We start from the raw sequence: 13,832 nt of genomic DNA, 5'->3' as shown, positions 1-13,832 counted from the left end.
TATGACTCGATTACTGCTATTCTGCGCATTCCTAATGCCATTGCTGGCGTCGGCGCAACAGTATGAATTCACGCACGACGATACGTTGCGGGGCTCAATTACACCGGAGCGAGCGTGGTGGGATCTGACGTTTTATCACCTGCGCGTTCGGGTACAGCCCACCGACAGTACGTTGAGCGGATCGACCATGATACGCTATCGGGTGGTGAAACCGGGGCAAACTATGCAGGTCGATTTACAGCGACCGCTTCGGGTAATTCGGGTGGAGCAGAACGGGCAGCCGTTAACGTTTCGGCAGGATGGGAACGCCTATTTTGTAAAACTCGACAAACTCCAGCAGCCCGGCCAAACGGATTCAATTACGGTACAATATGCCGGAAAACCCCGTGTCGCCAAACGCCCGCCCTGGGATGGCGGTATGGTTTGGTCGCGCGATAAGGCCGGAAACTGGTTCATTGCCACGGCTTGTCAGGGATTGGGAGCCAGCGCGTGGTGGCCTTGCAAAGATCACATGTACGACGAGCCCGACTCGATGGCCATCAGCGTGACGGTTCCCGAAGATTTGACCGACGTATCGAACGGTAAGCTACGTAGTGTCAAACAAAATCCCGATCATACCCGCACCTTCAACTGGTACGTAGCAAATCCGATCAATAACTACGGTGTAAACCTGAACATTGCCCGATACGAACATTGGGAAGAAACCTATCCCGGCGAAAAAGGGGCGCTGGCACTGAACTACTACGTGCTTCCCGAAAATCTGGATTCTGCCCGGCGGCAGTTTAAGCAGGTGCCAATGATGCTAAAAGCATTTGAGCACTGGTTTGGCCCGTATCCATTTTACGAAGATGGGTACAAACTGGTCGAAACGCCTTACCTCGGCATGGAGCATCAGAGTTCTGTTACGTATGGAAACCACTACCGGAATGGCTACCTAGGTCGCGATCTGTCGAGTACGGGCTGGGGACTTCGATGGGATTTTATTATTGTCCACGAATCGGGTCACGAGTGGTTTGCCAACAACATTACCTACAAGGATATTGCTGATATGTGGATTCACGAGAGTTTTACAAACTACTCAGAGAATCTGTTTACGGAATATTACTGGGGAAAAACGGCTGGAGCACAGTACGTTATCGGTTGTCGGGCGCTGATACGTAATGACAAGCCTATTATTGGTATTTATAATGTGAACCACTCAGGTTCGGGCGATATGTATTACAAAGGCGGAAATATGCTGCATACCATTCGCCAACTGGTCAATAACGATGAGCGTTGGCGTGAGGTTCTACGTGGGATGAACAAAACCTTTTATCATCAGACCGTGACGACGCAGCAGATCGAACAGTACATGATTCGTGAAACCCGCCTGAATCTGAAACCCGTTTTCGACCAGTATTTGCGCGATGTACGGATTCCAGTGCTGGAGTATCGTCCGGTTGCGGGAGGTTTTCAATATCGCTGGGCAAACTGCGTTACTGGTTTCGATATGCCGGTTAAGATTTGTTTTAACGAAACCGGGCCGTATCAGCAGATTCAACCGACGGCGCAATGGAAAACCGTATCTGCAAAAGGAGCTACTACGTTAACAATTGATCCGAACTACTACGTATTGAGTAAATTAGTTGGTAACATGTAACGTTAAAAGCGGGCTTTCTATATAATGCGTAGGAATGTTATGTCGGCTTAAAACGCGGTTAAAATCAGACGGTTAGCGTAACGTTTACTCAAAATACTACGTATCGTATCGATAGGAAAAGTTAGTTTGTTCTCCTTTCTCAATCGGCAAAAAACACTTACCCTCATAATGATTATGCAAGCAAATCGAAGTGTACTCTGGACGTTACTGATTCCGGCCATGCTCATGATGAGTTGTGGAAAGACTCAGGAAGAGAAAGAAGAAGAAGCGAAAAAAGACAACGAATCGGTATCGGCATTGGGCGCAGTAAGCGCATTGAAAGACATTGCCAGTAAAGCCGCCGGTGGTTCATCGGTAGAAGTGCTCGATTTTCGCAAATTGAAAGAACTTCTGCCTGGAGATGCCGACGGACTTCCCCGAAAAGAAGCCACGGGCGAGAAAGATGGAGCTGTTGGATTTACCATCTCGACGGCGGAGGGTAAATACGGAAACGAAGATGGCAGTGAAACAATCGAACTGTCGATTATCGACGGTGGTGGCTCAGCCATGACAATCGGAATAGCTGCCTGGTCGATGATTGAAGTAGACAAAGAAACCGCAAACGGTTATGAAAAAACGACCAAAATCGGTGATAATAAAGCTTTTGAAAAATACGACAACAATAGAAAAGAAGGTGAAATTGACGTATTGGTCAACAAACGATTTATTGTTTCGGCAAAAGGCAAAGGAGTTAGTATGGATAAAATCAAAGCGGCCTTCGACGATATAGATTTAGATAAACTGACGGAGTTGAAAGAGGAAAAATAAATGTCTCGATAAAACAGAAACTTCCCGAAAATCTAGATTTTCGGGAAGTTTCTGTTTTATCGAGACATTTATTTTATTCAAAATCAGCGTAAAGCTCTTTTCGATCAACAGTATTTGGTAGCGGGCCTTGCCGAGTGAGTTTGAGTTTGGCCATTGCCGATCCGGCGCGGGCACAGTTGCCGGGAGCATAGCCGTCGAGATGGGCCGTTAGGAAACCAGCCCAATATGCATCGCCAGCGCCCGTTACGTCGACTACGTCGATTTTTTTTCCGGGAATACGCGACTGTTTCGCCCCCTTGTCATACGACACCAGACTACCATCGGAACCGAGCGTTAAACAGATGATGGTGGCGCCCATCTGATGAAAATCGCTCAGAACGCGTTCTGTAGTTTGTGGTTCGCCGTATAGCCGCTCTACGTCGTCAGAACTTAGTTTGACCATCGCACCAGCCGCTACGTAGCCACGCAGCACACGCCATGCCTGTTCCCGATCGGGCCAGATACTAGGTGCGTAATTCGCATCAATCGTCACCTGACAACCCATTGCCTTTGCTCGTTGGGCAGCTTCAACAATCACATCCTGAGCCGGTTGGCGACTGAGTGCAAAACAGGTAGTATGGAATAATTGTGCTTTTGCCAGTAAGGAATCGGGTAGTTGTTCGGTACTGATAAGGGAATCGGCGTGACGGTAGGCTACAAAATCGGGCGTACCTGCTGTTCGCGACACAACCACAATGGTAGTTGGCTCCAGTAAATCGGCGGTAACGTACTGCGTATCAACACCTGATTCGGCAATCTCCCGAATTAAATAACGGCCAATGCTGTCGTGCCCAACGCAGGCAACCAGCGCACACTGGTTGCCCAGTCGAGCCATGTTAGTAGCCATATTGGCCGGGCTGCCGCCCTGATAACGGCGAAAATCCTGTGTGTCAACCAAACTGCTTGCTACGTGGTGTCCAATAAAATCGGCTAATAATTCGCCAACAGAAAGTAGCGCGTAAGGCCGGGGAGATGGTGAATTCATATACAAAAAGCTATTCCGGGTATAAACTATGCCAACGAAGCAAAGAATACAACCGGAATGGCAAAAAGAGTTGTTTTAGAATAGGAAAATTAATGTCCGCCCGGTGCTATTTCTAACGGAACGTCATTACCTGTCTTACGTTCTTTCACCAGAAAACAGGAACCAGCCGCCAGCAATAGGCAAATACCAGCCAGCACCAGCGCATTGCGAGGGTCATCGCCAAGCAGAGGTTTGTAGTAAAGTGGTACGGTGAGCATTCCGATAAATTGAGGAACACAGATAAACCCGTTGAAAATACCCATATAAACCCCCATACGCTCTTTGGGAACAGCGCTGGCCAGCATCAGATACGGCATCGACATAATAGAACCCCAGGCAAGGCCGATAATTGTCATACCGATGAGGTAAATCATTTTATCGTTGGAGGTGAGCGTCATAAAGAAGCCCATTGCGCCTATGGTAAGAAATACTGCGTGCGTAGCGCGTGCGCTGCCGATGGCTTTCGCGATGCGTGGAATAAAGATGGAGATGACAGCACAGGAAATGCTGAACATGGCAAAACAAAGTCCGCCCCACTTGGTGCCTTCTTCAAAACCAGCTTTATTTGAGATCGTATCCGGCGCATTGAAAGCATGTCGGGCGGCTGCCAGCGACAGATATTGCCACATGAGCGGAAGCCCGTACCACGTAAAAAATTTGACCCACCAGAGTTGTTTCATCACCGTTGGCATTGCCGACAGTGATGCTAATATTTCTTTAAAAATCGGAAGCATCAGCAACAGATAACTACCTGCCAATACACCTAACCCCCAGACTAAGCCAGTTACTGAACCACCAATACGAGCGGCAAAAAAGAAAGCCAGAATAGCGGCTCCTACCGATAAGGCCAGATGCCAGAACGAAATCGACTTTTTCTCTTCTTCGGTAAAAATGTGCGCATCTTTGTAACTGTCGTTGACGGGCGGGTATTCTTTAGTGGTACGTATCGTCCAGAATACAGAGATTAAAATAGCGCCTGCCCCGATGTAAAACGGATAACGTACCGAATTAGGGATTCCATTCGCCAATTGATCGTCCGACATAACCATCGATATGCCAAGCAGTGGTAGCAAATAAGGCATCAGATTCGCCAGCGTCTGCCCAAAACCCACCATAAACGATTGTACGGCAAAACCCGTTGGGCGCTGTTTTTCGTTAAGCATATCGCCCACAAAAGCTCGAAATGGCTCCATCGCTGAGTTCAATCCGGCATCCAGCATCCACATCAAACCCGCAGCCATCCAGACGTAGGAAGAGTTCGGCATGAATACCATTGCAATACTGCCTAACAAGGCACCCACCAAAATAAAGGGCTTGCGTCGCCCCCAGCGTGGCGACCAACTTCGGTCAGAAACAGCACCAATAATGGGCTGTAGTAATAAGCCTGTTAAGGGGCCAGCGAGCCAGAGACCGGGAATGGAGGCTTCATCGGCACCCAGATACCGATAAATAGGACTCATGTTCGCTTGTTGAAGCCCAAAGCCGTACTGAATACCCAAAAAACCGAAGCTCATGTTCCAGATTTGCCAGAAGCTGAGGCTTGGTTTTACCCCTTTCCCGGATTTTGGTATACTATCTGTTTGCATTGATTGTTGTATCTTTAAAAGGTCATCATAGGTTTTATACTCTTGCTAACAATTATACTACCGATTTGTAGGATATAGAGATATTGTTGGCTTATTTTTTTGAAACGACGTATTTTTGAGCATGTTTCCCAAAAAGTGCCTGACCGTTAGTACGCTGTTGACGGTATTTATTTGCTGCTCACAAACCGTCTTTGCCTCTATTTTGGTCGACTCGGCACAGAAAGTTATTGTCCGGTCCATTGCCCTCAAAGGGAACTTCAAAACCCGCGATCGGATCATTCTGCGCGAAATGACCATTCATGTTGGTGACTCTATTCGTCTGGCCGATTTACCCGCTCGTACGGCCTGGGATCAACGTAACATCAACAATACCAACCTGTTTGTAACGGTCGATATGGGAACGCAGTTGACCCAGCCCGCCGATACTACTCAACTTGCCCAGCTCGACCTTACCGTGACGATGAAGGAACGCTGGTATTTCATTGCGTATCCTGTATTCGACATTGCCGACCGGAATTTGAACGAGTGGTGGTATGACCGGGGGCGCGACTTACGACGGGTCATCTACGGCGGACGGCTTAGCTATCGTAACGTAACGGGTACCAATGACCGGCTTCAGGTTGAAATTGTACGCGGTTTTCTACAACGTACCGTCGTTTCGTATTTAAAACCGTATATCGATAAATCCCAGAAAATCGGACTACGTGTCGATGTTGGGTATATAACAAACAACGAAATGCCGTATCGGACACTGGCCGATAAACTGGTTTTCACGAAGTCGGAAGAACGGCTGCGTGAGCGGCTGTATGCTGGTGTCATTCTAACCCACCGCCGGGGTTTATATCATTACCACGTCTTCGAAACTCGCTATAATCGAAATACCATTGCCGATACCGTTGCCCGCCTGAATCCGGATTATTTTCTGGACGGCCGTACCGAACAGCAATATTTGTCGATGGGCTACGGCTACCGTTACGACCGTCGGGATAACGTAGCATATCCGTTGCAGGGTACGTTATTCAATGCAGGAATTAGCGTGTCAGGCTTATTGCCCAGCGATAATTTTCGTTTTCTGGAGATGTCGGCTTCTGTCACCCGGTATTTGCCGCTGGGCGGACGTTTTTACGGTGCAACGAGCCTGCGTGGTCGTGTTTCATGGCCGGGACGACAGCCGTATTTTAACCTTCGTGGTTTAGGTAGTGGCAACGATATGGTACGTGGCTACGAACTTTTTGTGGTCGATGGACAACGTACCGCCTTCTTTCGGAACAGTTTGCGGTATCAGCTTTTCAACGTCCGCAAACAACTTAACTGGCTTCACATCCGGCAGTTCAATACGTTGCCCATTGCCGCTTACGTATCGGCTTTTGGCGATGCGGGTTACGTGAGCAGTAACGTAGCAGAACAATACCAGAGTTTACTCGCCAATAAACTATTGGTTGGTACGGGCTTGAGTCTGGATGTTGTTACGTTCTACAATCTCGTAATGCGTTTCAGCGGCACCATCAACGGACAGGGCAAAACTGGTTTCTTCTTCAACCTCGTTCAGGAGCTATAGCCTCAAACAGCCGAGTTTTAACCGCAAAAGAGCATTAAGCTAACCGCAAAGAAACACGGAGTAGAACTTCACAACCTTTGCGTATACTTTAGGGCTCTTCGCGGTTAAAAACAAAAACGTTAATTCCATTCATCAATGCACGTGCACAATTCTGGTGTTACGTAACCAATCATCCTAATTTCAGTACGTAGCGTCAGGTGTTCGCTACTTTTGATACGTCAATCAGACAATCTTTAGCTACGCCAATGTAGACGTATCTGCTTCATTTTCCGCTTAGTAAGTGAGTTAACCAACTCTAGTTCTCTTCCGCGTACATTTCGTTTTCTTAACCATTTAACCTTGTTTCATTCATGGAACTTTTATCGCTTGTCTCAGCCTGGGGCTGGGTTTTTCTGGTTTTCTTGGCTATTGTACTCTATAAATGGGTGCTACGTTTCCTGTTCGGGATGGTGATTGTGCCCGAAGACCGGATTGGACTTGTTACAAAAAAATACGTACTCGTAGGCACCGACCGGGGCTTGCCCGATGGCCGGATTATTGCCACCAAAGGCGAAGCTGGTTTTCAGGCGCAAACACTGGCACCGGGCCTATACTGGTGGATGTGGCCCTGGCAATATGGTATCACCATGCAGCCGTTTACAGTAGTGCCCGAAGGAAAAATCGGTCTGGTATTATCGAACGACGGTACCGAACTGCCAACGGGTAATATTCTGGCTCGTCGGGTCGATTGCGACAATTTTCAGGATACCGAACGTTTCCTGAGCAGTGCTGGCCAGAAAGGTCGTCAGACGGCGGTGTTGACACCCGGTACGTATCGGATCAATACGTTCGCCTTTACGGTAACCATTGCCGATATGACCGTTATCAAAGAAAATATGGTCGGCATTATTACCACGCTCGATGGCGCGCCATTACAATCTGGTCAAATTGCGGGTAAACAGGTTGAGGGGCATAACAACTTTCAGAATATAGACTCATTTCTGCAAAATGGCGGTAATCGGGGGCTTCAGCCGCAGATTGTGCTGGCTGGTTCGTATTACATTAATCCGTGGGCGGTTCAGATTGAAGAGATCCCGATGACAACGGTGCCGATTGGGCATGTCGGTGTCGTGATTTCGTACATCGGCGAAGATGGAGAAGATATTACTGGCGATACGTTCAAACACGGTAATATCGTTCGGCGGGGATTTCGGGGTGTCTGGATGGAACCGCTGGGACCGGGTAAGTACCCAATCAATACGTATACGATGAAAGTGGAAGGTGTGCCCACAACCAACCTAGTACTCAACTGGGCCAATGCTCGTTCGGAATCACACGACCTCGACCGCAATTTATCGACCATTACGGTACGTTCGAAAGATGGTTTCCCGTTCAATCTCGACGTAGCGCAGATTATTCACATTCCATCGGCCGAAGCACCGAAAGTGATTGCCCGATTTGGTAGCATGGACAATCTGGTGTCGCAGGTGCTCGAACCGACCATCGGTAACTATTTCCGTAACTCAGCGCAGGATTCCGACGTAATCGCCTTCCTGAGTACGCGGAAAGAGCGTCAGGAAGCGGCCCGCGAACACATACGTACCGTATTGGAAATCTACAACGTAAATGCCGTTGATACGTTGATTGGGGATATTGTACCGCCCGACAGCCTGATGAAAACCCTTACTGACCGGAAAATTGCGCAGGAGGAAGAGAAAACCTACGAAACGCAGCGGATGGCACAGGAAAAACGGCAGGGCATGGAGCGAGAAACCGCACTGGCCGATATTCAGCGCGAAGTAGTAAAAGCTCAGCAAAGCGTTGAAATCGCCCAACGTACCGCTGATGCGGCTGTTAAAAAATCGGAAGGCGAAGCCCGTAGTTTGAAATTGCAGGTTGCCGCCGAATCGGAAGCCACAAAAATACGCGCCGAAGCCAATGCCGAAGCCCGTCGTCGTCAGGCGGCTGCTGATGCGGAAGCTACCAAATTGACTGCTGATGCGGAAGCTGAACGTATCGCCAAAACGGGTAATGCCGAAGCCGAGAAAATTCTTGCCATCGGTCGTTCGACGGCTGAAGCGTATGAGTTGCAGGTGCGTGCGATGGGTGACGAAAACTTTACCCGTTTCAAAATCACCGAAGAAATTGGTAAAGGTCAGATTCGGGTCATTCCCGACATTGTTATCAACGGAACTGGTGGTGGTTCAGAAGGATCACTCAATGGGTTGATGGGACTGAAATTGCTCGAACAGATTGAGGAACGTAAAACCGGGCAGCCCATCAAAATTGTCGACGTAGCAAAACCTGTAGAAAGCAAGCCGGATAAAAAATAACGTAGTAAATACGGTTGTCTTCGACAGCATCCTGCTGTCGGGCCTCTATTGAGGCCAACTAATTTCGTTATTGATCGTTTCTTGGTCGCTAGTGCGCCCCGACAGCAAGATGCTGTCAAAGACAACAGCACACGTAACGCGGACATTCTGTCCGCGTTACGTTCATTTGCTAACCGCGATTTAATCTGTTACGTCGCTCATTTTGTTACCTTTGTCCTCATCCCTCGCTCTTATGGACAAAGCTGCTCCGCAGAAACCGGCGGCCAAAAGGCCTTCTTCGCCGTTGCTTGGCCTGTTGAAGCCCTACACAGGCATGATTCTCTGGTTGATTTTATTCGCTTTACTCAGTAATGGAATCAACCTGATCTTACCCATTATTATTTCACGGGGTATCGACAGCTACAGTACCGGACAGTTTGTGCTCAAAACTACCGTTATTCAGTTTATAGGTGCTACGTTGGTCATCTTCGTGTTTTCGTACCTGCAAAGCATCGTTCAGACGTACGCATCGGAGCGGGTGGCCAAAGATTTACGGACGCAACTGGCCGATAAAATTTCGCGTCAAAGCTTTACGTACATCCAGCAGACCAACCCCGCCCGGCTGCTTACCAACCTCACATCAGATATCGATTCGGTCAAAACGTTTGTATCACAGGCTGTCGTATCCATTGTTTCATCGCTGTGTATCATTATCGGAGCCAGTATTTTGCTCATCAACATAAACTGGAAACTGGCACTGCCCGTACTGGCCATTATTCCGATTATTGGCGGTACGTTTTTCTGGGTGCTGAAAAAGGTTCGCGTGCTGTTTACCAAAAGCCGGGAAGTGATCGATTGGCTCAATAAAGTCATCAATGAAAGCATTCTTGGGTCGGCGCTGATTCGGGTCATCAACTCGCAACAGCTTGAATACGATAAGTTTCTGGCTGCCAATGCCGAAGCCAGAGATTTGGGTATTTCTATTCTTCGATTGTTTGCCGGACTTATCCCGATTATTACGTTCACGGCCAATCTGGCTGCGCTGACGATTCTGGTGCTGGGCGGCCATTTTGTTATTACCGACCAGATGTCGCTGGGGGATTTTACCGCTTTTAACAGTTATCTGTCGATGCTGATTTTTCCGATCATCGTGATCGGTTTTATGAGCAATGTAATAGCACAGGCATCGGCTTCCTACACGCGTGTCAATCAGGTATTGCAGGCACCTGAAACGGCGAAAAGTGGTACGTTAAACACAACGCTCAACGGCAACGTAGCACTTGAGAACGTATCACTTTCTTACGGCGAAAAGCCTGTGTTGAAAGACGTTACGTTCTCGGTAAAAGCGGGTACGCAAACGGCCATTGTGGGGCCAACGGCCGCCGGTAAAAGTCAGCTATTGTTTGTGCTGACTGGATTAATGCAACCCACGTCAGGGCGTGTGACATACGATGGGAAATCGATTGGTGAGTACGACGAAGACATATTCCATCAGCAGGTTGGATTTGTATTTCAGGACAGTATAATTTTCAATCTGAGTGTACGCGAAAATATTGCGTTCAACGAAAACGTAACCGAAGAATCGTTAAACCGAGCTATCGAAACCGCCGAGCTGGGTGATTTTATAAACGCATTGCCAGATAAACTCAATACCATTGTGTCGGAGCGGGGGAGTAGCCTATCGGGTGGGCAGAAGCAACGGATTATGCTGGCGCGGGCGCTGGCGTTGAACCCAAAAGTATTGCTGCTCGACGATTTTACGGCGCGGGTCGATGCGAATACCGAAACGAAAATTCTGGCAAACGTTCGAGCGAATTATCCGGGTATGACCGTGATTTCGGTTACGCAGAAAATTGCCTCTGTCGAACAGTACGAGCAGATTATTCTGCTCATGGAAGGCGAAATTATCGACAAAGGCACCCATCATGAGTTGCTGGCTATCAGCCCCGAATACGTTCAGATCTATCAATCGCAGCGGAGCACTAACCAGTATGAATTACGATCTTAATCAGTTTGTTGGGCAGAAAGAAGAGAAAAACGCTACGTATAAAGCCCTGCGTAAACTGCTGGCCCTGATCAGCGACGAACATCGGACGTTGATGCTGGCGTTTGGTGCCATTTTTACCAATTCGACCCTCAATTTGCTCGGCCCGGTGCTTATTGGTCGCGCGGTAGACAACTACATACAGGCGAAACAGTTTCACGGCCTGCTCGTATACGGAAGTATTTTATTAGCCATGTACGTCTGTACGATTGGTGTGGGCTATCTGCAATCGCGACTGATGGGGGGCGTTGGCCAGCGAACACTCTTTAAATTACGTAACGCCGTATTCAATAAAGTGCAGGAATTGCCCGTCGCGTTTTTCAATCAGAACAAAGCGGGTGATCTGATTTCGCGGATTAATAACGATACCGATAAGCTGAATCAGTTTTTTTCGCAATCGCTCATGAATTTCGTGGGGAGTATTGTCACCATGATTGGATCGGGCTTGTTTCTGCTCTTTATCGACCTGCCATTGGGAGCAGCGGCCTTGTCGCCGGGTATTTTGATTTGGCTTTTTATCACACTGACGTCTGCCTGGGTGAAGCGTAAAAACGCCGAGAATCTGAAAAGCGTGGGCAATATGAGCGCCGAAATTCAGGAAAGCCTCACCAATTTCAAAGTTATCATTGCCTTTAACCGACGCGATTATTTTCGGAAACGATTCAACGAAGCCAACGAACAGAATTACAAAACCGCTATTGGTGCCGGTTTGGCCGGTAACGTTTATCTGCCCGTTTTCAGTCTGGCGGCTAGTATCGGTCAACTTATTGTGCTTACGTTCGGCATTTACCTGATCTCGATAGATCGATTTACGATTGGCTTACTAATCAGTTTTTTATCGTACGTAACGCAATTTTATAATCCGCTACGTCAGCTCGCTACGTTATGGGCCAGCTTTCAGGTTGCGCTGGCCGGTTGGGATCGGATTTCGCACATGCTGATCATGCAAACGAATCTGACAACTGTCGAAAATCCGTTGAGTGTACCGTCGTCGTCGCTGCTGGCATTTCAGAACGTATCGTTCAGTTATCCAAACGGGCATGAAGTGTTGCACAACATCAGCTTTACACTAGAACGGGGTAAAACCTACGCGCTGGTTGGCCCAACCGGGGGCGGAAAAACCACTACCGCTTCGTTGATTGCCCGTTTGTATGACCCTACTAGCGGAACCGTTTTGCTCGATGGAAAAGATATTCGCTCGTATAGTGCCACCGAACGAACGCAGAAAATCGGCTTCATTTTGCAGGAACCGTTTCTTTTTACCGGCACCGTTCGCGAGAATATTCTGTATGGTAACGAGCGTTATCACCAGTATACCAATGAGCAACTGACGGAAGTTATTGAGCAAGCTGGGCTGGAAGGATTGCTGGAACGATTCGACGATGGGCTGGATACAAACGTACAGACAACGGGCGATACGGTCAGTTTGGGGCAAAAACAACTCATCGCCTTTATGCGGGCGGTGTTACGTAACCCAGAGCTACTTATTCTAGACGAAGCCACGGCTAATATTGATACGATAACAGAGCAGTTGCTGAGCGAAATTCTACAAAAACTGCCCGCATCCACCACCCGAATTCTGATTGCACACCGACTGAATACCATCGAAAGCGCCGACGAAATCTTCTTTGTTAATGCCGGGCAGGTTACGCGAGCGGGTTCTCTGAACGATGCTGTCGATATGTTGCTGCATGGTAAGCGTGTTAGCTGATACGTAGTTTCGGTTATCTGTATTTACCTTTGCCAGCAACACCTGAATTTTATGAAACAAATCTATATTCTCTGCATCATTGGCGTTTCGTTTACTACGTTGCAATCTTGCGGCAATAGCCAGAAAACCGATGGCAGAACCGTTGATTCGACGGCTATTTCAACTGACGCAAACCCGTCCACTACGTCGAACATACCGATTACGGGGCGGTTGGCCGAGCTGGGTTTAACCGCCAATAGCGACTGGCGGGGTGTTAATCTGGGCGATGATTTCTCGAAAGTAAAATTGGTCGAAAAAGGAGAGTCGTTCGAGAGCGATGCGCAACACGTAGGCTACACCATTGAACTTAAAAATCTGGAAACAGCCGATATGCTCTATTTTCAGATGGATCAGAAGATTTCGGGTATCGATGTCGATCTGTTTCTAAACAGCCGACAGTCGGTAACTGATTATCAGAAAGAGCTGAACGGCTATTTCACGGCTCGCTATGGTACGGCCAAAACAGAAAAAGCCGGAACTGTCTGGACGGGTCAGCAAGGCGTTAAGATAAGCCTGAAAGACGTATCGAAAGGGAAAGATTTTGGCTTGAAAATCAATATGATACCTGCAGGTAAGTTCACGGCATCAGCCCAGTAAATGTACCATTTAGCCGTAGAACGATACGTATTAAACCAGCAAAGTCCGGATGCTACGTCCGGACTTTGCTGGTTTAATACGTATCGTTCTATTTACTTTCTAGCAAGCTGAACAGCAACCCATTGACGGTCGGTTGGCATTTTCTGTGTGTTGTTCCAGACAAAAATTGCCTGTTCCAGAGCCGCATTTAATTGTTGTTTGATACGTGTACGAGCAATGTTTAGTCGATAGTCCATCGTTTCTTCGTAAATCAGTTTCTGGCGATCATCGTAAAAACGCACGGTACTTTGTTTGCTTTTCGGAGATGTTTCAACAACCCAGAATCCTTCGCGTGGAGCCAGTTTGTTGGTTGGTTTTTGAGCATGCGTGGTAAACGTAGTGGCAGTCATGAATAAGGCCAATAGGGCCAGCCGGAATTTTGAGGTAGTGTTCATCGTAGTTGTTGTTTTATAAAGAGGTCTGAGTTCCAGAACCGATTCAAAAGTAGGTGCTTATAA

At 48.0% G+C, this 13,832-nt stretch carries 10 protein-coding genes; 7 read left to right on the top strand and 3 right to left on the bottom strand.

The genetic code is table 11. The features are described 5' to 3' along the window. The first annotated feature begins 1 nt into the window (after nt 1). Complete coding sequence (locus ACYVD4_RS15000) at nt 2-1,639, top strand: M1 family metallopeptidase (RefSeq protein ID WP_460947004.1); 1,638 nt, start codon at nt 2-4, stop codon at nt 1,637-1,639. A 174-nt stretch (nt 1,640-1,813) separates the two neighbouring features. Beyond that, nucleotides 1,814-2,446: a transposase gene (locus ACYVD4_RS14995; protein ID WP_460947002.1), complete on the top strand. Its 633-nt coding sequence runs from the start codon at nt 1,814-1,816 to the stop codon at nt 2,444-2,446. Nucleotides 2,447-2,519: 73 nt separating this feature from the next. Here ACYVD4_RS14995 and ACYVD4_RS14990 read toward each other — a convergent pair whose 3' ends face one another. Together ACYVD4_RS14990 and ACYVD4_RS14985 are read right to left on the bottom strand one after the other, a co-directional pair. Beyond that, the gene (locus ACYVD4_RS14990; protein WP_460947000.1) at nt 2,520-3,470 is read right to left on the bottom strand and encodes a carbohydrate kinase family protein; all 951 of its coding nucleotides are present in this window, start codon (nt 3,468-3,470) and stop codon (nt 2,520-2,522) included. Nucleotides 3,471-3,559: 89 nt separating this feature from the next. After that, a complete protein-coding gene (locus tag ACYVD4_RS14985) occupies nt 3,560-5,095 on the bottom strand; it encodes an MFS transporter (protein WP_460946998.1) in 1,536 nt (511 codons plus the stop codon). A gap of 121 nt (nt 5,096-5,216) precedes the next feature. On the opposite strand from ACYVD4_RS14985, the gene ACYVD4_RS14980 reads away from it, so the two are divergent. From ACYVD4_RS14980 to ACYVD4_RS14960, 5 genes are all read left to right on the top strand, one after another. Next, on the top strand, nt 5,217-6,653 hold the full coding sequence (locus ACYVD4_RS14980) for a BamA/TamA family outer membrane protein (protein WP_460946996.1): 1,437 nt from the start codon (nt 5,217-5,219) through the stop codon (nt 6,651-6,653). A 350-nt stretch (nt 6,654-7,003) separates the two neighbouring features. After that, nucleotides 7,004-8,965, top strand: coding sequence for an SPFH domain-containing protein (locus ACYVD4_RS14975; protein ID WP_460946994.1), 1,962 nt, complete (start codon nt 7,004-7,006; stop codon nt 8,963-8,965). Between the two features lie 232 nt (nt 8,966-9,197). After that, nucleotides 9,198-10,952, top strand: a complete 1,755-nt coding sequence (locus ACYVD4_RS14970) for an ABC transporter ATP-binding protein (RefSeq protein WP_460946992.1) — start codon at nt 9,198-9,200, stop codon at nt 10,950-10,952. Then, a complete protein-coding gene (locus ACYVD4_RS14965; RefSeq protein ID WP_460946990.1) occupies nt 10,936-12,699 on the top strand; it encodes an ABC transporter ATP-binding protein in 1,764 nt (587 codons plus the stop codon). Before ACYVD4_RS14970 ends, ACYVD4_RS14965 begins: the two co-directional genes overlap by 17 nt. Nucleotides 12,700-12,750: 51 nt before the next feature. After that, nucleotides 12,751-13,335 carry a hypothetical protein gene (locus ACYVD4_RS14960; RefSeq protein WP_460946988.1) on the top strand — a complete coding sequence of 195 codons (585 nt, stop codon included), beginning with the start codon at nt 12,751-12,753 and terminating at the stop codon, nt 13,333-13,335. A gap of 92 nt (nt 13,336-13,427) precedes the next feature. On the opposite strand, the gene ACYVD4_RS14955 is transcribed toward ACYVD4_RS14960, so the two are convergent. Next, nucleotides 13,428-13,769, bottom strand: a complete 342-nt coding sequence (locus ACYVD4_RS14955) for a hypothetical protein (protein WP_460946987.1) — start codon at nt 13,767-13,769, stop codon at nt 13,428-13,430. Nucleotides 13,770-13,832 lie beyond the last annotated feature (63 nt).

Source organism: Spirosoma daeguense (assembly GCF_054776875.1).
The sequence above is the reverse complement of the archived record's forward strand: the minus strand, read 5'-3'. Positions and strand labels throughout refer to the sequence as shown.

Coding starts and splice junctions, on each gene's coding strand:
- ACYVD4_RS15000 (WP_460947004.1), top strand. CDS start 2: ATGACTCGATTACTGCTATTCTGCGCATTCCTAATGCCATTGCTGGCG.
- ACYVD4_RS14995 (WP_460947002.1), top strand. CDS start 1,814: ATGCAAGCAAATCGAAGTGTACTCTGGACGTTACTGATTCCGGCCATG.
- ACYVD4_RS14990 (WP_460947000.1), bottom strand. CDS start 3,470: ATGAATTCACCATCTCCCCGGCCTTACGCGCTACTTTCTGTTGGCGAA.
- ACYVD4_RS14985 (WP_460946998.1), bottom strand. CDS start 5,095: ATGCAAACAGATAGTATACCAAAATCCGGGAAAGGGGTAAAACCAAGC.
- ACYVD4_RS14980 (WP_460946996.1), top strand. CDS start 5,217: ATGTTTCCCAAAAAGTGCCTGACCGTTAGTACGCTGTTGACGGTATTT.
- ACYVD4_RS14975 (WP_460946994.1), top strand. CDS start 7,004: ATGGAACTTTTATCGCTTGTCTCAGCCTGGGGCTGGGTTTTTCTGGTT.
- ACYVD4_RS14970 (WP_460946992.1), top strand. CDS start 9,198: ATGGACAAAGCTGCTCCGCAGAAACCGGCGGCCAAAAGGCCTTCTTCG.
- ACYVD4_RS14965 (WP_460946990.1), top strand. CDS start 10,936: ATGAATTACGATCTTAATCAGTTTGTTGGGCAGAAAGAAGAGAAAAAC.
- ACYVD4_RS14960 (WP_460946988.1), top strand. CDS start 12,751: ATGAAACAAATCTATATTCTCTGCATCATTGGCGTTTCGTTTACTACG.
- ACYVD4_RS14955 (WP_460946987.1), bottom strand. CDS start 13,769: ATGAACACTACCTCAAAATTCCGGCTGGCCCTATTGGCCTTATTCATG.